At 67.1% G+C, this 21,907-nt stretch carries 21 protein-coding genes; 13 read left to right on the top strand and 8 right to left on the bottom strand.

Annotated elements, in window-relative coordinates; translation table 11 throughout:
• The first annotated feature begins 330 nt into the window (after positions 1–330).
• Positions 331–1,893, top strand: a complete 1,563-nt coding sequence (locus G7A98_RS01005) for a BCCT family transporter (RefSeq protein ID WP_163647619.1) — start codon at positions 331–333, stop codon at positions 1,891–1,893.
• A gap of 76 nt (positions 1,894–1,969) precedes the next feature.
• Here the strand turns inward: G7A98_RS01005 and G7A98_RS01010 are convergent, their stop codons facing one another.
• The 3 genes from G7A98_RS01010 to G7A98_RS01020 all read right to left on the bottom strand — a co-directional run bounded on the left by G7A98_RS01010 (position 1,970) and on the right by G7A98_RS01020 (position 4,813).
• Entirely contained in the window at positions 1,970–3,265 is a 1,296-nt protein-coding gene (locus G7A98_RS01010; protein ID WP_163647620.1) for a TRAP transporter large permease, read from the bottom strand.
• On the bottom strand, positions 3,255–3,734 hold the full coding sequence (locus tag G7A98_RS01015) for a TRAP transporter small permease (RefSeq protein ID WP_163647621.1): 480 nt from the start codon (positions 3,732–3,734) through the stop codon (positions 3,255–3,257). The genes G7A98_RS01010 and G7A98_RS01015 overlap by 11 nt, the downstream gene beginning before the upstream one ends.
• A 71-nt stretch (positions 3,735–3,805) precedes the next feature.
• Positions 3,806–4,813, bottom strand: coding sequence for a DctP family TRAP transporter solute-binding subunit (locus G7A98_RS01020; protein ID WP_163647622.1), 1,008 nt, complete (start codon positions 4,811–4,813; stop codon positions 3,806–3,808).
• A 314-nt stretch (positions 4,814–5,127) separates the two neighbouring features.
• Between G7A98_RS01020 and G7A98_RS01025 the strand changes: the two genes are divergently transcribed.
• Positions 5,128–5,862: a ParA family protein gene (locus tag G7A98_RS01025; protein WP_163647623.1), complete on the top strand. Its 735-nt coding sequence runs from the start codon at positions 5,128–5,130 to the stop codon at positions 5,860–5,862.
• Positions 5,863–5,874: 12 nt separating this feature from the next.
• Here the strand turns inward: G7A98_RS01025 and G7A98_RS01030 are convergent, their stop codons facing one another.
• Positions 5,875–6,363: a DUF192 domain-containing protein gene (locus G7A98_RS01030; RefSeq protein WP_163647624.1), complete on the bottom strand. Its 489-nt coding sequence runs from the start codon at positions 6,361–6,363 to the stop codon at positions 5,875–5,877.
• Between the two features lie 124 nt (positions 6,364–6,487).
• On the opposite strand from G7A98_RS01030, the gene G7A98_RS01035 reads away from it, so the two are divergent.
• Positions 6,488–7,369 carry an EamA family transporter gene (locus G7A98_RS01035; protein ID WP_163647625.1) on the top strand — a complete coding sequence of 294 codons (882 nt, stop codon included), beginning with the start codon at positions 6,488–6,490 and terminating at the stop codon, positions 7,367–7,369.
• Between the two features lie 77 nt (positions 7,370–7,446).
• Here G7A98_RS01035 and G7A98_RS01040 read toward each other — a convergent pair whose 3' ends face one another.
• Positions 7,447–7,821, bottom strand: a complete 375-nt coding sequence (locus tag G7A98_RS01040) for a phasin family protein (RefSeq protein ID WP_163647626.1) — start codon at positions 7,819–7,821, stop codon at positions 7,447–7,449.
• A gap of 352 nt (positions 7,822–8,173) precedes the next feature.
• Between G7A98_RS01040 and G7A98_RS01045 the strand changes: the two genes are divergently transcribed.
• From G7A98_RS01045 to G7A98_RS01060, 4 genes are read left to right on the top strand one after another with little or no spacing between them, the layout of a single operon-like run.
• The gene (locus G7A98_RS01045; RefSeq protein WP_163647627.1) at positions 8,174–8,983 is read left to right on the top strand and encodes an ABC transporter ATP-binding protein; all 810 of its coding nucleotides are present in this window, start codon (positions 8,174–8,176) and stop codon (positions 8,981–8,983) included.
• Positions 8,980–9,687 carry an ABC transporter ATP-binding protein gene (locus tag G7A98_RS01050; protein WP_163647628.1) on the top strand — a complete coding sequence of 236 codons (708 nt, stop codon included), beginning with the start codon at positions 8,980–8,982 and terminating at the stop codon, positions 9,685–9,687. The genes G7A98_RS01045 and G7A98_RS01050 overlap by 4 nt, the downstream gene beginning before the upstream one ends.
• Position 9,688: 1 nt before the next feature.
• Positions 9,689–10,558, top strand: a complete 870-nt coding sequence (locus G7A98_RS01055) for a branched-chain amino acid ABC transporter permease (RefSeq protein WP_163647629.1) — start codon at positions 9,689–9,691, stop codon at positions 10,556–10,558.
• Entirely contained in the window at positions 10,558–11,511 is a 954-nt protein-coding gene (locus G7A98_RS01060; protein WP_205596182.1) for a branched-chain amino acid ABC transporter permease, read from the top strand. The genes G7A98_RS01055 and G7A98_RS01060 overlap by 1 nt, the downstream gene beginning before the upstream one ends.
• A 140-nt stretch (positions 11,512–11,651) precedes the next feature.
• Here G7A98_RS01060 and G7A98_RS01065 read toward each other — a convergent pair whose 3' ends face one another.
• Positions 11,652–12,872, bottom strand: coding sequence for an ABC transporter substrate-binding protein (locus G7A98_RS01065; protein WP_163647630.1), 1,221 nt, complete (start codon positions 12,870–12,872; stop codon positions 11,652–11,654).
• 215 nt (positions 12,873–13,087) lie between these two features.
• Between G7A98_RS01065 and G7A98_RS01070 the strand changes: the two genes are divergently transcribed.
• The 5 genes from G7A98_RS01070 to G7A98_RS16655 all read left to right on the top strand — a co-directional run bounded on the left by G7A98_RS01070 (position 13,088) and on the right by G7A98_RS16655 (position 17,702).
• Complete coding sequence (locus G7A98_RS01070; RefSeq protein ID WP_163647631.1) at positions 13,088–13,309, top strand: DUF1656 domain-containing protein; 222 nt, start codon at positions 13,088–13,090, stop codon at positions 13,307–13,309.
• Entirely contained in the window at positions 13,309–14,175 is an 867-nt protein-coding gene (locus G7A98_RS01075) for an HlyD family secretion protein (RefSeq protein WP_163647632.1), read from the top strand. Before G7A98_RS01070 ends, G7A98_RS01075 begins: the two co-directional genes overlap by 1 nt.
• Before the next feature lie 7 nt (positions 14,176–14,182).
• On the top strand, positions 14,183–16,210 hold the full coding sequence (locus tag G7A98_RS01080; protein WP_163647633.1) for an FUSC family protein: 2,028 nt from the start codon (positions 14,183–14,185) through the stop codon (positions 16,208–16,210).
• A gap of 196 nt (positions 16,211–16,406) precedes the next feature.
• Positions 16,407–16,835, top strand: a complete 429-nt coding sequence (locus G7A98_RS16650; RefSeq protein WP_240464643.1) for a hypothetical protein — start codon at positions 16,407–16,409, stop codon at positions 16,833–16,835.
• Between the two features lie 27 nt (positions 16,836–16,862).
• Positions 16,863–17,702, top strand: a complete 840-nt coding sequence (locus tag G7A98_RS16655; RefSeq protein WP_240464644.1) for a hypothetical protein — start codon at positions 16,863–16,865, stop codon at positions 17,700–17,702.
• A gap of 77 nt (positions 17,703–17,779) precedes the next feature.
• Here G7A98_RS16655 and G7A98_RS01090 read toward each other — a convergent pair whose 3' ends face one another.
• Positions 17,780–18,484: a glutathione S-transferase N-terminal domain-containing protein gene (locus G7A98_RS01090; protein ID WP_163647634.1), complete on the bottom strand. Its 705-nt coding sequence runs from the start codon at positions 18,482–18,484 to the stop codon at positions 17,780–17,782.
• Between the two features lie 373 nt (positions 18,485–18,857).
• Between G7A98_RS01090 and G7A98_RS01095 the strand changes: the two genes are divergently transcribed.
• Positions 18,858–20,555 (top strand): L-lactate permease, encoded by a 1,698-nt coding sequence (locus tag G7A98_RS01095; protein WP_163647635.1) that lies wholly within the window; start codon positions 18,858–18,860, stop codon positions 20,553–20,555.
• An 89-nt stretch (positions 20,556–20,644) separates the two neighbouring features.
• On the opposite strand, the gene G7A98_RS01100 is transcribed toward G7A98_RS01095, so the two are convergent.
• Positions 20,645–21,631, bottom strand: coding sequence for an aldo/keto reductase (locus G7A98_RS01100; RefSeq protein ID WP_163647636.1), 987 nt, complete (start codon positions 21,629–21,631; stop codon positions 20,645–20,647).
• Positions 21,632–21,907 lie beyond the last annotated feature (276 nt).

The following is a 21,907-nucleotide window of genomic DNA, read 5'->3' on the forward strand; positions in this document are numbered from 1 at the left end:
CCGGCTGCAAAAGGCATCGCTAAAACAGTGTTCGCCGCGCACCGCGGGCCTGTCGACCATCGACAATCAGGGTAGCCGACTCGATCGTTTACAGGGCGTTTATCTTTCTGGTTAGCCCAAGGCAAAACAGTCGGTTAAGCGGCGCTTATCATACAAGAATTCCTTCCGGAGGGAAGCCGGGGAGCAGCAAGTCCCGCTGCCCCCGACGCCCGATGTGGCTGGCCGATGCCCGGAGCACGTGGTAGGGTGAGCCGCTTTTGCGCGCTCCGGCCCCCGACGACGGGCGACGATGCCGGTCGCGCCACAAGCTCTCGACCAAGGTCCCCTCTCATGCCGGATACGTCCGCCTCCCCTCGCCCCCGCTCCGAGAAACGCTGGGGCGATCCCCTGGTACTGACGCTCACCATCGGGTTCATTGTGGTCTTCGTGGCCCTGTCGCTGTACGACATCGACGGAGTCGCCGACGCCATCGGCACCGGCTTCGCCTGGACGGCCCGCACGCTCGGCGCCTACTTCCAGCTGCTGCTGCTGCTGACCTTCTTCATCGCCATCGGTCTGGCCGCCACCCCCGCGGCGAAGGCGCGCATCGGCGATCTCGCCGTTCCCGAGATGAGCACCTTCAAGTGGCTGTCGATCATCCTCTGCACGCTGCTCGCCGGCGGCGGGGTGTTCTTCGCCGCCGGCGAGCCGGTCTACCACTTCGTGGTCACCCCGCCGGCCTTCGACACCGAGGCGGGTACCGCCGCGGCGGTGCCCGGCGCGCTGGCCCAGGCCTTCATGCACTGGGGCTTTCTCGCCTGGGCGGTGCTCGGCACCCTGACCGCGGTGGTGCTGGCCCATGCCCACTACGTCAAGGGCCAGCCGCTGCAGCCGCGCACGCTGCTCTACCCGGTGTTCGGCGAGCGGGTGATGCGCGGCGCCTTCGGCGGCGTGGTCGATGCGCTGTGCGTGATCGCGGTGGTCGCCGGCACCGTGGGGCCGATCGGCTTTCTGGCCACCCAGGTCAGCTTCGGCCTGCACGAGCTGCTGGGCTGGTCGCAGGGCTACGGCACCCAGCTGGTGATCCTCGCGGCGCTGGGGGCGATCTACGTGACCTCGGCGGTGAGCGGCATCGAGCGCGGCATCCAGCTGCTCAGCCGCTTCAACGTGATGCTGGCGCTGGCCATCGCCGCGGTGATCTTCGTCTTCGGTCCTACGCTGTTTTTGACCAACGCCTTCACCCAGGGCTTCGGCGAGTACCTGTCGTCGTTCTTCCGCATGGCGACGATGACCGCCGAGACCGCCCCGGCCTGGTGGATGAAGTGGTGGACGGTGTTCTTCTTCGCCTGGTTCATCGGCTATGGCCCGCTGATGGCGATCTTCGTGGCGCGCATCTCCCGCGGGCGCAGCGTGCGCGAGATGATCCTCGCCGTGGCGGTGCTGGCGCCGATCGCCACCACCGTGTGGTTCACCCTGCTGGGCGGCTCGGGCATCCACTACCAGCTGACCGGGGCGATCGACCTCACCGAGGCGCTCAACAACTTCCAGTTCGACGTCGCCACCCTGACCGTGGCCCAGGCGCTGCCCGGCGGCACGCTGATGGCCATGGCGATCCTGCTGCTGACCACCATCTTCGTCGCCACCACCGGCGACTCGATGAGCTACGCGATCGCCGTGGTGGGCTCCGGGCATGACGAGCCCAACCCGCTGATCCGCGCCTTCTGGGGCATCGCCATGGCGCTGATGGCGGCCATCCTGCTGTACATGGGCTCGGGGCAGATCAGCGTGCTGCAGCAGTTCATCGTGATCACCGCGATCCCGGTGTCGCTGGTGCTGCTGCCCTCGCTGTGGACCGGCCCCAAGGCCGCCTATGCCATGGCCCGCGAGCAGGGGCTGATCGAGCCCCGGGACTGACTCTCCTCAGGCGTTCTCACGCAAAGGCGGCGACCGTCTCCGGTCGCCGCCCTCTCCTTTCTACCTTTTCCGACGCTCAGACGTTGTAGCCCAACACCCCCGGCAACCACAGCGCGATCGGCGGAAACAGCGCCACCAGCAGCAACGCTATAGCCATCGCCGCCACGAACACCAGCGCCCAGCCCAGGGTCTGCTCGAGGCGGATGCCCGCCACCTCGGTGGTGACCATCAGGTTTACCGCCACCGGCGGCGTGTACTGGCCGATGGCGATGTTCATCGCCAGCAGGATGCCGAACCACACCGGATTCCAGCCGAAGTGCTGCATCACCGGAATGAGGATCGGCATCAGGATCAGGTAGATCGAGATCGCATCCAGCAGCATGCCGGCGAGCAGCACCGCAATCATGATCAGGGTGAGCAGTACCGCGCCGTTGTCGGATAGCGTGATCAGCCACTCGGCGAGATGCCGGAACGTCCCCAGCATGGTGCCCGCCCAGGCGAAGATCCCCGCCAGGGCGATGATCAGCATCACCACCCCGGAGATCGTCGCCGCCTCGCCGACCAGTCGCCAGAGTTCGCGCCAGTCGAGCTCACGGGTCAGGAACAGCCCCACCACCACGCCGTAGGCCACCGCCGCGACGGCGGCCTCGGTGGGCGTGAACAGGCCGCTGCGCAGCCCGCCGAGGATCAGCACCGGGGCGAACAGTGCGGGGATCGCCTGGCGAAAGCTCTCGCCCAGCGCCGGCCGTTCGACCTCAGAGGGTGCCTCCCAGCCATGGCGCCGCGACAGCCAGAACGCCGGCAGCAGCAGCGCCACGCCGGCCAAAATGCCGGGGAATAGCCCGGCGGCGAACAGCGCACGCAGATCGACGCCCGGCACCACGATCGAGTAGAGAATCAGCGCCACCGACGGCGGGATCAGGATCGCGGTGGATGCCGAGGCGGCAATCAGCGTCGCCGAGAATGGCCTGGGGTAGCCGGCACGGGTCATGCTGGGCAGCATCACCATCGCCACCGCCGCGGCATCCGCCGGTCCCGAGCCGCTCATCCCGCCCATGATCAGGCAGACCAGCACCGCGACCAGCGCCAGCCCGCCGTGGCGCGGGCCGATCAGCGCCTGGGCGAAGCGCACCAGCCGCGCGGCGACCCCGGCGCGCTCGAAGATCAGGCCGGTGAGGATGAACAGCGGAATGGCGATCAACGGGTACTTGGCGATGCTGTTGTAGGTGTTGGTACCCAGTGCCGCCAGCATGTCCGGCGAGAGCCCGGTGACGATGCCCACCGCCCCGGCCAGGCCCAGCGCGAAGGCCACCGGCACGCCGGCCAGCAACAGCAGCCCGAAGCTGCCGATCATCAGGAAATCAGGACTCATCGTCGAGCCCTCCGCGCAGCCGATCGAGAGTCTGCTGGACCAGTCGCACGAGCATCGCGAGCGACAGCAGCGGCAGCCACACCAGGTACCACCACTGCGGCACGCCGAGCCCCGGCGACAGCGACTGCCAGTGATACTCCTGCCAGGCCATCTGCGCGCCGTAACCGGTGATCAGCCCCAGCACCACCAGCCCGGCGAGGCCCTGCAGCGCAATCAGCACACGGCGCGGTCCGGGCGGCAGGGCACGCTCGACGAGGCCGATGCGAATGTGACCGTTGCGGCGCAGCGCCACCGCCGCCCCGGCGAAAGTCACAACCACCAGCAGGAAAACCGAGATCTCCTCGGTGAAGGCGAAGGAGGCATCGGTGACGTAGCGCACCACCACGTTGGCGAAGCTGATCAGGGCGATCACCATCAGGGCAAGCGTGGCCAGAACGCGCTCGAGTCGCGCATCCGGTTGCGGTTTCATGTTGACCTCATCGTGTGTCGGCCGGCACCTCGGCCGGCCGACGGGGCTTGCGGGTTGGCGACACTCGCCGCTCAGCGGTTTTCGACGGCCTGGCGTGCCGTCTCGACCAGCGCCTCGCCGATCTTCGGCGTCCAGGTGTCATAGACGCTGCGGGTGGCGTCGACGAAGGCCTGGTGCTGGGCGTCGTCGAGCTCGACGACCTCGACACCGCGCTCCTTGATCGCTGCCAGCCGATCGTCACGCTCGCCGCGCGATTTCTCGATCTCCCAGGCACCGGCGTCCTTGGCGGCCTGACGCAGCAGCTCGCGGTCCTTTTCGGGGAACTGCTGCCAGACGTTGCGATTGACGGCGAAGATCAGCGGATCGTTCATGTAGTGCCACAGCGTCAGGTACTTCTGCCCTACCTGATCGATGCGCGCCACGTCGAACACCGACAGCGGATTCTCCTGGCCGTCCACCGCCCCGGTGGTCAGCGCCGGCTTGGCGTCGGCCCAGCTCATCTGGGTGGGGTTGGCGCCCAGCGCGGTGAAGGTGTCGTGGAACAGCGGTGAGCCGACCACGCGGATCTTCAGGCCGTCGAGATCCTCGGGCTCATTGATCGGCAACTTGGAGTTGGACAGTTCGCGGAAGCCGTTCTCGCCCCAGGCCAGCGGGATCACGCCGCGCGATTCGATGGCGTCGAAGACCATCTCACCGGCCTTGCCGCCGGTGACCGCGTCGACAGCGTCATAATCGGGCATCAGAAACGGCAGCGAGAACAGGTTGAGCTGCGGGACCTGCGGCGACCAGTTGATGGTCGAGCCCACCGCCATGTCGATCAGCCCCTGGCGCATGGCCGAGAATTCGCGGGTCTGGTCGCCGTTGACCAGCTGCGAGTTGGGATAGACGCGCAACGTGATGCGCCCGTCGGAGCGCTCCTTGACCAGCTCGGCCCACTTGTCGGCGGCCTGCCCCCAGGGGAAGGCATTCGAAAGCACGGTGGAGACGGAATATTCGCGGGCCTGTGCGGTCAACGCGGTGCACAGCAGGGCGGCTCCCGCCAGGGCGGCGGTGAATCCGGTAAAGCGACGTGTCAGCATGTCGTGATTCCTTGCATGCGCCAGCCCGCGGGCCGGGTCTGGCTACGTTGTTGGTTATCATGAAGCCAGGCGGCTTCCCCGCATGCAGGTCCGGAGGATAAGGACCCGCGGCGCGCAGCTCGTGGCCGCCCGCCGAGGCACGCCCGGCACGATGAGCGCAGGCGTGTTTCTATCCAGCCATCATTGTAAAGCGCTATCGAATGAATGACAGCCCGGCAAGATGCCCCTGCCTGTCATCGAACCGTCACGCGGCCGACCGCCATCGCTGCTAGACTAAGGCGCCCTTTCAGACGGCCGACCCGTGGGAGCCCGCCATGAAGATGCTGGCGCTCTACAGCATCAAGGGCGGCGTGGGCAAGACCGCCTCCGCCGTCAATCTTGCCGCCGAAGCCTGCCGTGACGGCCGTCGTGTGCTGCTCTGGGATCTCGATCCTCAGGCGGCGACCACCTTCTATCTGCGCATCAAGCCCAGGGTACGCGGCGGCGTGGGCAAGCTGGTCAAGGGCAAGGCGGCGCTCGATCGGGTGATCCGCGCCACCGGCGTCGAGGGGCTCGACCTGCTGCCGGCGGCGGTCGGCTCTCGGGCAATGGAACAGCTGCTGGAAGGCCGCAAGCCCAGCCGCCTGCGCCGGATGCTCCAGCCCGTGCACGACGAGTACGACCTGATTCTCCTCGACTGCCCGCCCAGCCTGTCGACGCTGGCCGAGCAGATCGTCTCCAGCGTCGACGCCCTGCTCGTGCCGGTGATCCCCACCACGCTCTCGCAACGCACCCTCGACCAGCTGCGCCACCACCTGGACGAGGCGAACCAGGACTGCCCGGTGTGGCCCTTCGTCACCCTGGCCGACCGCCGCCGCACCCTGCACCGGGAGATCATGGACAGCCTCGGCGAACACTGGCCGACCCGGCTTTCCACGGCCATCCCCAATGCCAGCGCCATCGAACGCATGGGCCTGGAGCGCGCCCCGGTCAGCGTCTTCGCCCCGCGCAGCGCCGGCAGCCGGGCCTACGCCGCCCTGTGGCGCGAGATCGCCCAGCGCCTGGACTGACCACACGCGTCCTCAGGGCAGCGAGGCGGGCAGCAGGCGATCCCCCACCGTGATGCCGTGACGCGCGAAGAAGCCGACGTTGACCTCGAGTGCCATGCGAAAGGGCACTCCCGCCGGGTAGCGCGGGCAGTCGGCCGGACGCTCGCTGTCACAGGGGACCATCCGCCGGATGGCCCGGATGACACCCCGGGTATCGATGAAGGCGATCGACAGCGGGATGCGCGTGTTGAACATCCAGAAGGCGCCGGTGGCCGGCTGCTCACGCGGGTAGACGAACAGCATGCCGGCGCCGGCGGGCAGCCGCTCGCGCTCCATCAGGCCCCGGGCCCGGTCGGCCGGACGCCGGGCGACTTCCACCTGAACCGCCTGGCGCCGATCGCCGCTGACGATGACCAGGGTGCGCTGTTCCAGATCGTCGGCCTGCACGCCTGGCCGCCCAGTCAGCACGCCCAGCACGGCGAGCCCGCCCCAGAACCCGAGCGCCAGCAGTCGTCGCGACATCACCACGGCCTCCCGTTCTCCGTCATGACCGTCAGGAAGGCACCTCGCAGCCTTCGTCCCCCTTCTTTATACTGCCCCATCGCTTTTCCGTCAGGTTACCTGACCACCAGGCAAGGACAAATTCGTGCCCCTACGCGACCTTCTGCTCGGCTTGACCGTGATCGTCATCTGGGCGCTCAACATCATCGTCATCAAGGTCGGCGTGGCGGACATGCCGCCCCTGCTGCTGATGACGTTGCGCTTTTCGCTGGTCGCGGCCCTGCTGGTGCCCTTCACCCGCTTCACCCGCCGCCAGCTGCCCTGGCTGCTGCTGCTGTCGGTGAGCTTCGGCGGTCTGCACTTCCCCCTGCTGTTCCTGGGGCTCGGCCAGGCCGAGGCCGGCACCGGCGCGCTGCTGGTGCAGATGGGCACGCCCTTCGCGACCCTGCTGGCCGCCGCCTTCCTGAAGGACCGGCTCGACCGACGCCGCTGGCTGGGGCTGGCGATGTCCTTCGGCGGCGTGGTGGTGCTGGCCGGCGGGCCGTCGCTGCCGGCGCCGCTGCCTACCGCCCTGCTGCTGGCCAGCGCCTTCTTCTGGGCGGTGTCGAACCTGATCATCAAGGTGGCGCCGCCCATCCCGCCGCTGACCCTGGCCGGCTGGATCGCGCTGTTCGCCATTCCTCAGGTGGGGCTGGGCTCCTGGCTGTTCGAGAGCGACCAATGGGCAGCGCTGGGCCACGCCGGCTGGAGCGGCTGGGGGGCCGTCTTCTATACCGCCGTCATGTCGTCGATCGTCGCCTACGGGGTGTGGTATCGGCTGCTGCAGACGCATCCGGTCAGCCGCGTGGTGCCGCTGTCGCTGCTGATGCCGGCGTTTGCCGTGCTGCTGGGGATGTGGCTGCTGGGCGATCCGCTGGGGGCCAGCAAGCTCATCGGCGGACTGCTGGTGGTGGCGGGCCTGGCGGTGATCAACGTGCGCCTGCCCGGCTGGCGGAGCACCCGCCGCGCCGAGGCGCCTCGCCCCTGACGCGACAAGCAGGGGACAAAACAAAAAAAGGGCCGGCGACAGGAGTCGCCGGCCCGGATACGACGCCGCAGCGAAGCTTACTTGGTCTGGCCTGCCGTCTTGCCGGCCGTCTTGAGGTTTTCCTCGACCAGCTGCTGGCTCTGCTTCGCGAAATCCTGGTTCAGGGCAACGACCTTCTCGGCATCGCCCTTCAGGCGCTCGCCCAGGTCCTTGACGACCTTCTGCTGTTCTTCGACGTAGTTGCGGAAGCCATCGGCGTCGCGCACGTCGAGCATGGCCCGGGTCTGGGCGAAGCTGGCGTCGACATAGGCCTTGGCGAAGCCCATCTGGGTGTTGACCAGCTGCTCCGCGTAGTCCATGGCCATGGAGGCATAGGCACGGGCCGGGCCGGTGTAGAGGGTTTCGAACTGCTTGTTGACCTGATCGAATGCGTTCTGGGTGTTGGTAGCCATGATAGGACCTCCGTCGTGGTGGGCTGACCTCGAAGGTTTCGGCCTTCGTTGCAGTGCAACATAGCAGACCCCTTGTTGCAGTGCAACATGGCGAATCGCATCCGTCGCCACATTTTTTCAGGCGCCGGCCGGCAGGCACGAGACGACCGTTTAAAGGCCATCGGTGGCGGCGCTTGTCCCGCGAGGTCAAGCCCCTGTAAGGTCACAACCATGCGGCCCGCGGCGATCCCCGCCCTGCCACCGATGGCCCGGGCCCAGCACAATCACAACTCCATTCGCCGGGCCGGCATCCGTGAATGCCGTTTCACCCCCGCGCCGCCCCGGCATCAGGACGCTTGCGAGGAGCTTCTCCTTGATTCAGATCGACAACGTCTCCAAGACGTTCGGCGGCATCCAGGCAGTGCGAGGGGTCTCGTTCGAGGTGGCCGAAGGCAGCATTACCGGCCTGATCGGCCCCAACGGCGCCGGCAAGAGCACCCTGTTCAACATGGTCGCCGGCCTCTTCCCCCCCAGCGAAGGCCGCGTGCTGCTGGACGGCCGCGACATCACCGGCCTGCCGCCGCACAAGCTGTTCCACCTCGGCCTGGTGCGCACCTTCCAGATCCCCCACGAGTTCTCGCGCATGACCGTGCGCGAGAACCTGATGGTCGTGCCGTCCGGCCAGAGCGGCGAGAACCTGTTCAACGCCTGGCTGCGCTGGGGGCGCGTCAGGCAGGAGGACAGCGCGGTGCTCGACCGGGTCGACGACGTGCTCGACTTCCTGGAGATCACCCATGTCGCCGACGAGCTGGCCGGCAACCTCTCGGGCGGCCAGAAGAAGCTCCTCGACCTGGGGCGCACCATGATGACCGACGCCCGGATGGTCTTGCTCGACGAGCCCGGCGCCGGGGTCAACCGCACCCTGCTGGGCAAGATCCGCGAGGCGATCCTGCGCCTGAATCGCGAGCGCGGCTACACCTTCTGCGTGATCGAGCACGACATGGACCTGATCTCGGCGCTGTGCGACCCGGTTCACGTGATGGCCAACGGCGAACTGATCGCCTCCGGCGCCATGACCGACCTGCGCCGCAACGAGCAGGTCCGCGAGGCCTATCTCGGCGGTGGCATGAGCGGGCAGATGGGCGAGAACGCCCGGCCTTCGAACCAGGGAGATGCCTCATGACCAGTCTTCTCGACGCCCGGGAGCTCTATGGCGGCTACGGCGGCGTGGACATCCTTCAGGGCACCAACCTGCGCGTGGAGACCGACGAGATCGTGGTGATCGTCGGCCCCAATGGCGCCGGCAAGTCCACGGCGATGAAGGCGGTGTTCGGCCTGCTGCGCATCCGTGCCGGCGAGGTGCTCTACAAGGGCGAGCCGATCACCAACGCCAAGCCGGAACAGATGGTTCGGCGCGGCATCGCCTACGTGCCCCAGGAGAAGAACGTCTTTCCCTCGATGACGGTCCGCGAGAATCTCGAGATGGGCGCCTACCTGATGAAGGGCGACCTCTCGAAGCGCCTCGACAAGGTCTACACGCTGTTTCCCAAGCTGGCCGAGCGGCGGCGCCAGCAGGCCGGCCTGATGTCCGGCGGCGAGCGCCAGATGGTTGCCATGGGCCGCGCCCTGATGATCGACCCGCAGCTGCTGATGCTCGACGAGCCCACCGCCGGGCTCTCGCCGCTGCTGATCGACGAGACCTTCGAGCGCATCAAGGAAATCAACGCCCAGGGCATCGGCGTGCTGATGGTCGAGCAGAACGCCAAGCAGGCGCTGGCCATCGCCGATCGCGGCTACGTGCTGGCCACCGGCCGCAACCGACACGAAGACACCGGGCCCAATCTCCTGGCCGATCCGGAAGTCGCCGAAATGTTCCTGGGGGGCTGAGATGACCGATATCCTGCAACTGCTCGTCTACGGCCTGGTACTGGGCAGCGTGCTGACCATGGGCGCCATCGGCGTGTCGATGATCTTCGGCATCCTGCGCTTCGCCCACTTCGCCCACGGCGACTTCATGACGCTGGGCGCCTATCTGGGCCTGACCTTCATCTCCGCCTTCGGGCTCAGCGCCTGGTGGGCGCTGCCCGCGGCCATGGTCGGCATGGCGGTGGTCGCGGTGTTCATCGATCAGGTGCTCTACCGGCGCATTCGCCGCACCCAGCCGGTGATCCTGCTGATCGCCTCGTTCGGCATGGCGCTGATCCTGCGCAGCCTGGTGCAGCTGATCTGGGGCTCCGACAACCAGAGCTACGCCACCGGCATCCAGTTCCCCTGGCGCCTCGACTGGCTGGGCGGCATTCGCCTCAAGCCCGATCACCTGTGGATCGTGCTGATCTCGCTGGGTCTGGTCGTCGCGGTGCACCTGTTCCTGACCCGCACCCGACTGGGCAAGGCGATGCGCGCCATGTCCGACAACATGGACCTGGCGCTGGTCTCGGGGATCCCCGCCGAGCGGGTGATCATGGTCACCTGGGTGATCGGCGGCGCCCTGGCCGCGGCGGCCGGCGTCTTCCTGGGCATCGACACCCGCCTGCACCCGGTGATGGGCTGGAGCGCCCTGCTGCCGGTGTTCGCCGCCACCATCCTCGGCGGCATCGGCCGGCCCTACGGGGCGATCGCCGGCGGCATGATCATCGGCGTCTCCATGGAGATGTCGACGCTGATCATCCCCGCCGCCTACAAGCCCGCCGTGGCCTTCGCGATCATGGTCGGCATGCTCATCCTGCGCCCGCAGGGCATCTTCAAGGGGACAGTCTGATGGAACTCACCGGCATCGCGTCCTACCTCGTCTCGTTTCTGACCTTCGCCGGGGTCTACGCCGTGCTCGCCCTGGGACTCAACATGCAGTGGGGCTTCACGGGGCAGTTCAACATCGGCATCGCCGGCTTCTTCGCGGTGGGCGCCTACACCAGCGCCATCCTCACCACCCCCGGCAGCCCCGCCTATCTGGGCGGCTTCGGCCTGCCCTTCCTGGTGGGCCTGGGCGGCGCCGTGATCGCCTCCGCGCTCATCGGCGTGATCATCGGCCTGATCACCGCGCGCCTGCGCACCGACTACCTGGCGATCGCCTCGATCGGCATCGCCGAGATGATCCGGCTGTTCATCAAGAACGAGGACTGGCTCTCCAACGGCGTGCGCGGCATCGCCGGCATCCCGCGACCGCTGCAGGGCACCCCGCTGGACACGCCGCTGGGCTACCTGCTGGTGGTGGTGGTGTTCGTGGTCGGCGTGTATTTCCTGGTCGAGCGCGCCTATGCCTCGCCCTGGGGCCGCGTGCTGCGGGCAATCCGCGAGAACGAGCCGGCCACCGCGGCGGCCGGCAAGGACATCGCCCGCTTCCGCCTGCAGGCATTCGTGCTCGGCTCGGCGGTCATGGGCCTGGGCGGCGGGCTGTATGCCCACTTCTTCGGCTTCCTGAGCCCGGAAGCCTTCCGCCCGCTCTACGGCACCTTCATCGTCTGGGTCATGCTGATCGCCGGGGGCAGCGGCAACAACCGCGGCGCCATCCTCGGCGCGGTGGTGGTCTGGGGCATCTGGTCGGTCACCGAGCTGTTCACCGACATGCTGCCGGCCGAGCACGCCACCCAGGGGGCGGCGCTGCGCGTGCTGCTGATCGGCGTGCTGCTGCAGGTCATCCTGGTCCTGCGCCCGCAGGGACTGCTCCCCGAGAAGCCGCCCCGCCTGATCGCCCGGGAACGTCGCTCCCGCTAGGCCGATCGGCTCAGGGGCATCCTCCGAGCCCCCGCCCTGCCGACGAAAAAGCCCCGGCCATGCACATGACCGGGGCTTCGCGTTGTGGCTCAGGGGACGACGCCGGCGGTCCGCGCCGCCAGCCGCCGCGGCACGACGTCCTACTCGGGCATCGTCGGCTCGAAGATGCGCTTGGTGACGATCTTGCCGTCCTCGAAGGTCCACTCGCCGAAGGTGCCCGGCACATCGCCGTTCTCGTCGAAGTTGACCGAACCGGACGCCCCTTCGTAGTCGATGTCCTTGCCCGCCTTGAGCAGCTTCACCGCCTTCTCGAACTCGCCGGGGCCGACCTGCTCGCCCGGCGGATTGGCGACCTCGCGCAGATGATCGCGGATCGCCACGCCATCGGTGGAGCCGGCGGCCTCGGCGGCCAGCGCCATCAGGTAGAAGGCATCATAGGCGGTATCCAGGTAGGGCTTGGGCGGCACCGCGCCGTAGGCCTGTTCATAGGCGGTGCTGAAGTGCTGCGCCCCGGGTGAATCGTCGCGGGCCTGAGGCACGGTGCCCACCGAGCCGTTGAGGTATTCGGCCCCCAGGTTGTCGACCAGCTCCGGTGCCTTCATGCCGTCGGTGAACACGAAGTTGCGGAAGTAGCCGCCCTCCAGCGCCTGACGCAGGATGGTCTGGCCGTTCTCCGGGTAGCCGATCAGCACCAGCGCCTCGGGATCGCCCTTGTCGGCCTGCTGCAGCTCACCGCGATAGGCCGGCTGGCCCTTCTCGTAGGCGACCGTCGCCGACACCTTGCCGCCCTGCTTCTCGAACGCCGTGGTGAAGGCGTCGGCCAGCCCCTTGCCGTAGTCGTTGTTGATGTAGATGATGCTGACCGTCTTGTAGCCCTTGTCGGCGGTGATCTGCGACAGCGCCACGCCCTGGAAGGCATCCGAGGGGACGGTACGGAACAGGAAATCGCCGTCGTCGAGCGAGGTGATCACCGGCGAGGTGGAAGCGCTGCTGATCTGCGGGATCTTGCCCGGCTTGGAGACACTCTGTGCCACCGGAATGGTCACGCCGCTGGAGAGCGCACCCATGATGCCGCTCACCCCTTCGACGTTGACCAGCTTCTGGGCGGCGGACACCCCCGGCTGCGGCGAGGTCTGGGTATCGCCGCTGGCGATCTGGACATCCTCGCCCATCACGCCACCGGCCGCATTGATCTCCTTGGCGGCCAGCTGCGTGGCCTTGAGCGCGGGTTCGCCGTAGCTCTGCAGGTCGCCGGTCAGCGGCACCAGCACACCAATCTTCATCGGCGCGGCCAGCGCCGAGAGACTGCTCGTCAGAGCAAGAGCGGAAACGGCGGCGACAAGCGGTTTCTTGACGGTCATGGAATATGCCTCCATTGCAGACCCTTGATTGTTGATTGTCGATCGGCGGGCGTGACCCTTCGTTGACACTCACGCGAGTCCAGCATAAGCGGGAGCCCGGGAAGACACAAAGCGCCCCGGGGCCGCCCTGTCAACGCTCGCCGCCGGGAGCGCGAGACGCCGTCGCTTGTTACCATGGACCGGCGCACTGGGCGTCACGAGCACAGGGAGAGGCCATGGGACTTCAGGAAATCGCCGTGGGCGGCATCTACTTCAGTCCGCTGCTGCTGTATGCCCTGCTGGGCTTCGTCTGTGCCGTGGTGACACGCAACCTGCTGCACCGCTTCCTCGGTCAGCAGGTACTCTGGTACGAGGCCTGGTTCGATGCCGCGCTGTTCGTCATCATCACCGCCGCCATCGCCTTCATGTTCTCCCTTGCCAACGGGACGGCCCCCTGATGCAAAAGCCGCTTCGCATCCTCGTCACCCTGCTGATCGTCGCCGCCGCCATCGCCGCCGGCCTGTGGCTGTGGCACTACTACCTGTACACCCCGTGGACCCGCGATGGCCGGGTGCGGGCCAACATCATCACCATCGCCCCGGACGTCTCGGGCTGGGTCGACACCCTCGCCGTGCAGGACAACGCCGCCGTGAAGAAGGGCGAGGTGCTGTTCACCATCAACGATGCCCGCTACCAGGCCGCGCTCGACAAGGCCCGGGCGATGGTCGACCAGCGCCGGGCGACGCTGGATCTCAAGCGCCACGAAGAGTCGCGCCGCCAGCGCCTCAGCCGACAGTCGATCAGCGCCGAGAACCAGGAGATCGCCCGCATCAACACCCGGGTCGCCGAGGCCAACCTGGCCGAGGCCCGGGCCAATCTGGAAAGCGCACGGCTGGATCTCGAGCGCACCACCGTGCGCGCCCCGATCTCCGGACATATCCTCAACCTGCACCTCAACGCCGGCAACTACGTCACCGCCGGCAAGGCCGTGATGGCGCTGGTCGCCGAGGACTCCTACTACGTGACCGGCTACTTCGAGGAGACCAAGATGCCGTTCATCCGGGTCGGCGCCCCGGCCCGGGTGATACTGATGAGCGGCGATACCCGACTGCGCGGCCACGTCGCCGGTATCGGGCGCGGCATCGCCAACGCCAACACCGACACCAACAGCGAGCTGCTGCCCCGCGTCCAGCCGAGCTTCAGCTGGGTGCGCCTGGCTCAGCGCATCCCCGTGCGCATCGCCCTCGACTCGGTGCCGGAGGGCGCCCTGCTGAGCGCCGGGATGACGGCGACGGTGCGCATCCTCGACGACGAGACGCACTGAGCCGCCCATGCCGCCGCTGCTCGAGGCCTATCTCACGCCGACGGCCAGTGCCGCCCGATTCGCCGTCAAGGCCAGTCTGGCGATGTTCCTGGCGCTCTACCTGGCCCTGTGGCTCGATCTCGATCGCCCCTATTGGGCGCTGATCTCGGCCGCCTTCCTGCAGATCCGGCCGATGAGCGGCATGGTGGTCGAGAAGGGGCTGTGCCAGATCGGCGGCACCATCGTGGGTGCCGTGGCCGGCATCACGATCATGGCCCTGTTCGTCCAGGCCCGGGTGCCGGCACTGGCCTCGCTGACCGCCTGGATCATGCTCTGCACCTACGGCAGCTCGCTGCTGCGCAACAACTTCTCCTACGGCTGCATCATGGCGGCGGTCACGGCGATGCTGATCGTGGTGATCGCCGGCAGCAACCCGGCCAGCGTCTTCGACGTCGCGGTCTCCCGACTCTCGGAGCTGGGCCTGGGCGCCATCTGCGCGACGCTGGTCAGCGCCCTGCTGTGGCCGACGAAGATGCGCGACCACCTGGCCGAGCAGGCCAACACCGTCATCAACCAGGCCTTCGTGCAGGCCGCCCAGCGCCTCGAGGCGAGCGACGACCATGCGGCACTGCAGGCCTCGCTGACCGGCAGCCTCGGCCCGCTGACCCAGCTCGAGACGGACAGCCAGGCGGCCCGTTACGAAGGGCCCGCCGGCAAGGGGCGGGTGCGCGCCACCCACGTGCTGACCCGCCGCACGCTGCGCTTCCTCGCCACCCTGCATGCCATGCACCACCTGCTCGGGGACCGCGGCGATCGCCTCGACGACGACGTGCGCGCCCTGACCGCCGAGTGCGCCCGCGGCTTTCGCGATGCCGAAGCGGACGACGGCGTGCCGGCCGCACGCCGTCGCCTGCAGACGCTGCGTCACCGGGCGCTGGCACTCGACGAGCAGCACCGCTCGCCGCTGCAGCGGCGCATCGTGCTGGGCGTGCGCGACCTGCTGGGCCACGCCATCGTCATGCTCGATGCGCGTGCCGCCATCATCACCCCCGGGGCCAGGCAGCTACGCAGCGGCCGACTGTCCTGGCATCGTGACCACCTTGCCGCCGGCGTCAATGCGCTGCGCGCCGGACTGGTCTTCGCCGGCCTGGCCACCTTCTGGATCCTGACCCACTGGTCGAGCGGTCAGGTGGCCATGCTGCTGGGCACCCTGTTCTCGGCCTTCTTCGCCAGCCGCGACAATCCCGTGGCCATCACGATGATGTTCTACAAGGGGATGCTGGCGGCGATTCCCAGCGCCTTCCTGTTCGGCCACGTACTGCTGGCCCAGGCCAACGGCTTCCCGATGCTCGCGATGATCTTCGGTACGCCGCTGTTCCTCGGCCTGCTGGGGGCCGGCCACCCGCGCCTGATGGGCTACTGCCTGGCCTTCACCATCTTCAACATCCTGCTGACCATGCCCGGCAACGGCATGGACTTTTCCTTCGACAGCTTCGCCAATCGCGCGGTGGCGGTGGTCATCGGCCTGACCGTGGTGGTGATGAGCTTTCGTCTGCTGCCGGGGCTCGGGGCCACGCTGCGGCGGCGCCGGCTGGTCGGCGCCATCTCGCGGGACCTCCGGCGTCTCGATCAGCGCCCATTGAGCGAGGCCGAGACCCTGTTCAGCGGCCGCATGGCCGACCGCCTGCTGGCCCTCGCCCGCCACGACGACATGCTGCCCCTCGACCAGCGCCACCTCTTCGCACTGGGGCTAACCGGGCTGGACCTGGGCGTCAGCGGCCTGCGCCTGCGGCAATGGCTGGACGCCACTCCCGAGCTTCGCCAACCGCGCCAGGCCTACCAGCAGGCATTGGCCCAGGCCTATCGGGCCTGTGCCGCGGGTCGCTCCTGCCCGGCCCTGAGCGACGCGGCCTCGGCCCTGCTCGACGCCGCTCGCCGGTACCACGCCCTCCCCGACGAACGCCTCGCCCTGATCGAGGGCATGCTCGAACGCCTGGCGCTGTCGCTCGAGCAGCAGGCCCGGCGCATCGCCGAGGCCCGGCCCGACGCTCGATGACTGCCCTCGCTGCCTGCCTATACTGAAGGCCGTTGCCTGTCACAGGCGCGGCCATATCATTTGCATGCGAAAAAATAGCCAGACATTAATAACCACGGGAAACATCTGGTATCCTACTGTCGCCTGACAACGACAATCGGCATTCACACAGGGCCGGCATGGCCCGTTTTCACTTGACTCATGCAAGGAGAACACCGTGAAGCAGAGATCATTCAAGGCTATTGGGCTGACCACCACGCTGTTCACGCTGGCCACGCCGGCGCTGGCACAACAGACCAGCAACACCGACGTGCAGCGCCAGCTGCAGGAGCTGCGCGCCAGAATCCAGCAGCTCCAGAGTCAGCTCGACGAGCAGCAGAGCCAGGCTTCCGCCAATGAGTCGGAGCAAACCCGGCAGCTGGCCGAAGAGAACAGCCAGATCCTCGAGGCCATGAAGCGCACCGAGATCAACGGCCAGCTCGAGTTCGGCGCGACCTTCAACGACTGGAGCGAGCGCGACAAGGATACCGGTGGGGACCTCGACTTCGGCAAGTTCAACCTGGGCGTCGACGGCGGCTACGACCAGTACAAGTACTCGCTGCAGTACCGCTTCTACAACGGCTATCGCTTCCTGCACCACGGCTGACTGGGCTACGAGCTGGACGGCAACGACATGCTCAAGCTCGGCCTGGTGCAGACGCCGTTCGGCAACATGGACTACGGCTATCTCGGCTGGTACGGCAACCTGCCCTATCTGGCGGGCTTCAACGACAACCAGAACGCCGGCATCAAGTGGGACCACAGTGCCGGTGCCTGGGACACCTCGCTGGCCTTCTTCAAGAGCGACCAGCTCGGCGACGACAACGAGCACTACGGCGCCAACGCCGTGGGCAACAGCGCCCAGGGCAACACGGAAGAGAACCAACTCGCCGGCCGTGTCGCCTATACCTTCGGCCAGGGCAGCGACTACACCACCGAGGTCAACCTCTCGGCCAAGGGCGGTCAGCTCTACAACACGCGGACCGGCGACAGCGGCGACAACTGGCAGGCCGCGCTGGGCCTGAGCGGCAGCTACGGCAACTGGCTGACCCTGCTGCAGGCCACCACCTACGAGTACAACGCCGAGAACCCGGCGGAATCGGTCTCGGGCATTTCCGACAATGTCCTGCAGGTCGGCGCGTTCGGCTTCAACTACCTGATCCCGGCCAAGGGCGAGACCTATTCGGCGAGTCTGGCCTACAGCATGGACGTCAACTGGGGGCCGGTGGAGAACCTCTACTTCTACAACGACTTCAGTGTCATCGATGCCGCCAACGACTATTCGCCGATCAACGGCGGCTACGGCAACATGGATGATCCCATGCTCAACGACCTGGGGATGAAGGTGACCGCCGGGCCCTACTACGCCTGGTTCGACATCATCGCCAACAAGAACGGCCTGAACTACTTCGGCTCGCCGGTGGACGACAACTGGCACACCAGCGTCCAGACGCATTTCGGGCTGACCTTCTGACGCCCGCGTGACGTTACCGCGATAGCTCCCTTGCCCCGCTCGTTCCCGAGCGGGGCTTTTTCATGGACGCACCAGGCTCAGTAGGCACCCTCGACGTCGACGACCCGCTTGGCATTGCGTCCCAGGCCACCGTGCAGATCGAGCATGCGTTCCACCCAGCCGTAGACCGGGTCGGCATTGGAGACCAGGTCGGCGGCCGAGACGGTGCGCGCCCACATGAAGGCACCGAATACCAGGTAGTCGGCGGCGGCGGGCGCCTGGCCGTCGAGGAACTCGGCTTCCTCGAGGCGGGCCCGCATCGGCTCCAGCGCCTGATCGAGCTGACTCAGCCCGCGACTCGGGGCGTGGACTTCCTCGAGCGTGCGTCCGAAGGCCTTTTCACGCGTCTCGCGGAAGTACTCACGGTCCTGCGGGGCCACGACATTGAACAGGTCCATCATCACCGTCTTGATGATGGCGGGCGCCAGGTTGCGCTCGGCGTAGAACTTGAAGAAGCGCGCCCGGGCCTCGGCGTCCGCACCGCCCAGCAGCGACGCCTCGGGATAGACCCGATCCAGGTAGCGGAAGATCTCGTAGCTGTCGACGACGGTCTCCTCGCCATCGACCAGCACCGGCACCTTGCCCTGACCGGAGAAGGCCAGCATCTCCTTGTCGGTGAAATGCCAGGGGCGCGTCTCGTACGCCAGTCCCTTGTGCGCCAGGGCGTACTTCACGCGCCAGCAGTACGGTGAAAAACGCAGCCCTTCGTCAATGCCGCAAAGGTCGTAAAGAATCCGTGTCATGGTGTCCTCGTCGCGCCGTTCCAGTGAATGCTTGGAACGCTACCATCCTGCGCCGAGACACGCCATGGTGGCGGGCGGATTCGGCCGAGGCATCATCTATTAGTCGAATAAATTGACCAATCCTGCCCACTCCGCGGTCTGCCCGGACTCCGGATTTTCTCTTTAATCTACTGATTTATTTGATATAAAAAGGTATTACCAGTGCCCGGCACTATTGGTCAAACCAATTTTCCAAGGATGGCCAAGCCGACGATTCCTGATTATCGTGCCAGACCTGCTGCTCCCGGCAGCGCGGCAAGCCTGCCGAAACCTTCACTTCTGGTCGTGCCATGCCCAGCCTGGCGCTGGACAACAACAAGAGGGACTGTGCCTCATGAATGAATCGTTACTCGCGCTTCTGGCCTTTCTACCGCTGTTGCTGGCGGGGATACTGCTGATCGGCTTCCGGTTGCCCGCGCGGACCGCCATGCCGGTCGTCTTCGTCGTCACCGCCCTGATCGGCCTGTTCGCCTGGAACATGACGTTCACACGCGTGCTGGCGTCGACATTCCAGGGCCTGATTCTCACGGTCGCCATCCTGTGGATCATCTTCGGCGCCATCCTGCTGCTCAACACGCTCAAGCACTCCGGCGGGATCGCCGCGATTCGCAACGGCTTCTCCGGCGTGAGCCCGGACCGTCGCGTCCAGGCCATCATCGTCGCCTGGCTGTTCGGCTGCTTCATCGAAGGCGCCTCCGGCTTCGGCACCCCGGCCGCCGTCGCTGCACCGCTGATGGTGGCCCTGGGCTTCCCGGCACTGGGCGCCGTGGTCGTGGGCATGATGATCCAGTCCACGCCGGTCTCCTTCGGTGCCGTGGGCACGCCGATCGTGGTGGGCGTCACCGGCGGCCTCCACAAGTCCGGCATCAGCGAGCAACTGGCCGCCAACGGCTCCAGCTGGGATCACTACTACCACCTCATCACCTCCGAGGTCGCCATCACCCACGGCATCATCGGCCTGTTCATGCCGCTGATCCTGGTCACCATCATGGTGCGCTTCTTCGGTGCCAACCGCTCCTGGCGTGAAGGCCTGGCGATCGCGCCGTTCGCGCTGTTCGCCGGGGTCTGCTTCGTGGTGCCCTACATGCTGGCCGGCGTGCTGCTCGGGCCGGAGTTCCCGTCGATGATCGGCGCCATGGTCGGCCTGGCGATCGTCGTGCCGGCGGCGCGCAAGGGCTTCCTGCTGCCCAAGGAAACCTGGGACTTCCCGGAGGTCAGTCGCTGGCCCGAGGAATGGCACGGCGACCTCGAGATCAAGGCCAACGAGGTCACCGACCGCACGCCGATCTCGGTCTTCATGGGCTGGGTGCCCTACGTGCTGCTGGCCGTGTTCCTGGTGCTCTCGCGGACCATCGCCCCGCTCAAGGACGCCCTGACCTCGGCGAGTGTCGGCTGGAGCAACATCCTCGGCGAGACCGGCATCTCCGGCAGCCTGCAGCCGCTGTACCTGCCCGGCGGTATCCTGGTGTTCGTGGTGCTGCTGACCATCGGCCTGCACCGCATGCGCGGCAGCGAAGTCAAGGCCGCCTTCCACGAATCCACCCGCACCCTGCTGGGCGCCGGCTTCGTGCTGCTGTTCACCATTCCCATGGTGCGCATCCTGATCAACTCCGGCGTCAACGGGTCCGACCTGGTCTCCATGCCGGTGGCCATGGCCCGCTTCGTGGCCGACAGCGTGGGCGACATCTACCCGCTGTTCGCGCCCACCGTCGGCGCCCTGGGGGCCTTCATCGCCGGCTCCAACACCGTCTCCAACCTGATGCTGTCGGACTTCCAGTTCAACGTCGCCAGCGCGCTGGGCCTGTCCACCAGCATGATGGTGGCGCTGCAGGCGGTGGGTGCCGCGGCCGGCAACATGATCGCCATCCACAACGTGGTGGCGGCCTCGGCCACCGTGGGTCTGCTGGGACGCGAGGGTGTGACCCTGCGCAAGACCATCCTGCCGACCCTCTACTATGTGCTGTTCGCGGGCATCATCGGCCTGATCGCCTTCTACGGGCTGCACGTGACCGACGGTCTGCTGGGCGGCTGATCCCGCCCCGGCGCCGAACGCACAACGCCCCGGCCATCGGCCGGGGCGTTGTCGTTTCGGGCGGCCTGATGCCGCCGGCGGCACGCCGTTCAGCGGAACCCCACCACCTCGTGCGGCACGTAGGGCGACTCGAGACGCTCGATATCCGCCTCGCTCAGGACGAGATCCAGCGCGCCCAGCGCCTGATCCAGATGGTGCGACTTGCTGGCGCCGATGATCGGCGCGGTGATGCCGGGCTTCTGCAGCAGCCAGGCCAGCGCCACCTGGGCGGGTGAGCCCCCCTTCTCCCTGGCGAGTTCCTGCAGGGCCTCGATCACCGGCCGGTCGCGCTCCTGCCCCAGGTTCCACTGGCGCATCTGTGCGTCGCTGCGCGCGCGCGTGGTCTCGCCCTCGCTGCCGACCGGCTTGCTGCCGGCGAGGATGCCGCGGGCCAGCGGGCTCCAGGGGATCACCGCCACGCCCTGATCGAGGCATTGCGGAATCATCTCCCGCTCCTCCTCGCGATAGATCAGGTTGACCATCGGCTGCATGGTGGAGAACGGCGTCCAGCCGTTCTCCCGAGCCACCCGCTGGGCCTTGGCGAACTGCCAGGCATGCATGCTCGACGCCCCCAGGTAGAGCGCCTTGCCCGACTGCACCACCTCGTGCAGCGCCTCCATGGTCTCCTCGATGGGCGTGTCGTAGTCCCAGCGATGGGTCTGGTAGAGATCCACGTACTCCATGCCCAGCCGCGTCAGCGAGGCATCGATGGCATGACGGATGTGCTTCTTCGACAGCCCGCGTTCGTTGGGGCCCTTGTTGCCGGTCGGGTTGTAGACCTTGGTGGCGACGACCACCTCCTCGCGCCGGGCGAAGTCCCGCAGGGCGCGCCCCACCACCCGCTCCGACTCGCCGTCGGAGTACATGTCGGCGGTATCGAAGAAGTTGATCCCCGCGTCCAGGGCCTGCTGGATGAACGGACGGCTCTGCGTCTCGTCGAGCACCCAGTCGCGCCATTGCGGGGTGCCGTAGGTCATGGTGCCCAGGCAGAGCGACGAGACCTGAAGCCCGGTATGGCCCAGACGACGATAGTCCATGGTGACCCTCCTGTGAGTGGACAGGGATTAGGCATTGTCTGAAAACTGTCTGCGCTCGGCCATACTGCGTTAAAAATCAGCTCAAAATGCTCATTTACACCCCGTAAACTCCGCTTTTTCGCTGATTTTTGCCTTGTCTGACCTTCGCTCGTCGACTTTTCAGACAGTGCCTAGAGTTCGTTCCCAAACTCGCGGAATAATGGGCGCCGGGGAACATGGCGAAGCGAGGGTCCTTTGCCATGGATGGCAAAGGTAGCGCCCAAGGAGGGGTTTACA

The sequence above is a fragment of the Modicisalibacter sp. 'Wilcox' genome, from assembly GCF_010993675.1.
Classification (GTDB): domain Bacteria; phylum Pseudomonadota; class Gammaproteobacteria; order Pseudomonadales; family Halomonadaceae; genus Modicisalibacter; species Modicisalibacter tunisiensis.

Excerpts from the sequence above, each read along its gene's own strand:
- G7A98_RS01005 (WP_163647619.1), top strand. The coding sequence starts at position 331 with ATGCCGGATACGTCCGCCTCCCCTCGCCCCCGCTCCGAGAAACGCTGG.
- G7A98_RS01010 (WP_163647620.1), bottom strand. The coding sequence starts at position 3,265 with ATGAGTCCTGATTTCCTGATGATCGGCAGCTTCGGGCTGCTGTTGCTG.
- G7A98_RS01015 (WP_163647621.1), bottom strand. The coding sequence starts at position 3,734 with ATGAAACCGCAACCGGATGCGCGACTCGAGCGCGTTCTGGCCACGCTT.
- G7A98_RS01020 (WP_163647622.1), bottom strand. The coding sequence starts at position 4,813 with ATGCTGACACGTCGCTTTACCGGATTCACCGCCGCCCTGGCGGGAGCC.
- G7A98_RS01025 (WP_163647623.1), top strand. The coding sequence starts at position 5,128 with ATGAAGATGCTGGCGCTCTACAGCATCAAGGGCGGCGTGGGCAAGACC.
- G7A98_RS01030 (WP_163647624.1), bottom strand. The coding sequence starts at position 6,363 with ATGTCGCGACGACTGCTGGCGCTCGGGTTCTGGGGCGGGCTCGCCGTG.
- G7A98_RS01040 (WP_163647626.1), bottom strand. The coding sequence starts at position 7,821 with ATGGCTACCAACACCCAGAACGCATTCGATCAGGTCAACAAGCAGTTC.
- G7A98_RS01050 (WP_163647628.1), top strand. The coding sequence starts at position 8,980 with ATGACCAGTCTTCTCGACGCCCGGGAGCTCTATGGCGGCTACGGCGGC.
- G7A98_RS01055 (WP_163647629.1), top strand. The coding sequence starts at position 9,689 with ATGACCGATATCCTGCAACTGCTCGTCTACGGCCTGGTACTGGGCAGC.
- G7A98_RS01060 (WP_205596182.1), top strand. The coding sequence starts at position 10,558 with ATGGAACTCACCGGCATCGCGTCCTACCTCGTCTCGTTTCTGACCTTC.
- G7A98_RS01065 (WP_163647630.1), bottom strand. The coding sequence starts at position 12,872 with ATGACCGTCAAGAAACCGCTTGTCGCCGCCGTTTCCGCTCTTGCTCTG.
- G7A98_RS01070 (WP_163647631.1), top strand. The coding sequence starts at position 13,088 with ATGGGACTTCAGGAAATCGCCGTGGGCGGCATCTACTTCAGTCCGCTG.
- G7A98_RS01075 (WP_163647632.1), top strand. The coding sequence starts at position 13,309 with ATGCAAAAGCCGCTTCGCATCCTCGTCACCCTGCTGATCGTCGCCGCC.
- G7A98_RS01080 (WP_163647633.1), top strand. The coding sequence starts at position 14,183 with ATGCCGCCGCTGCTCGAGGCCTATCTCACGCCGACGGCCAGTGCCGCC.
- G7A98_RS16655 (WP_240464644.1), top strand. The coding sequence starts at position 16,863 with ATGCTCAAGCTCGGCCTGGTGCAGACGCCGTTCGGCAACATGGACTAC.
- G7A98_RS01090 (WP_163647634.1), bottom strand. The coding sequence starts at position 18,484 with ATGACACGGATTCTTTACGACCTTTGCGGCATTGACGAAGGGCTGCGT.
- G7A98_RS01095 (WP_163647635.1), top strand. The coding sequence starts at position 18,858 with ATGAATGAATCGTTACTCGCGCTTCTGGCCTTTCTACCGCTGTTGCTG.
- G7A98_RS01100 (WP_163647636.1), bottom strand. The coding sequence starts at position 21,631 with ATGGACTATCGTCGTCTGGGCCATACCGGGCTTCAGGTCTCGTCGCTC.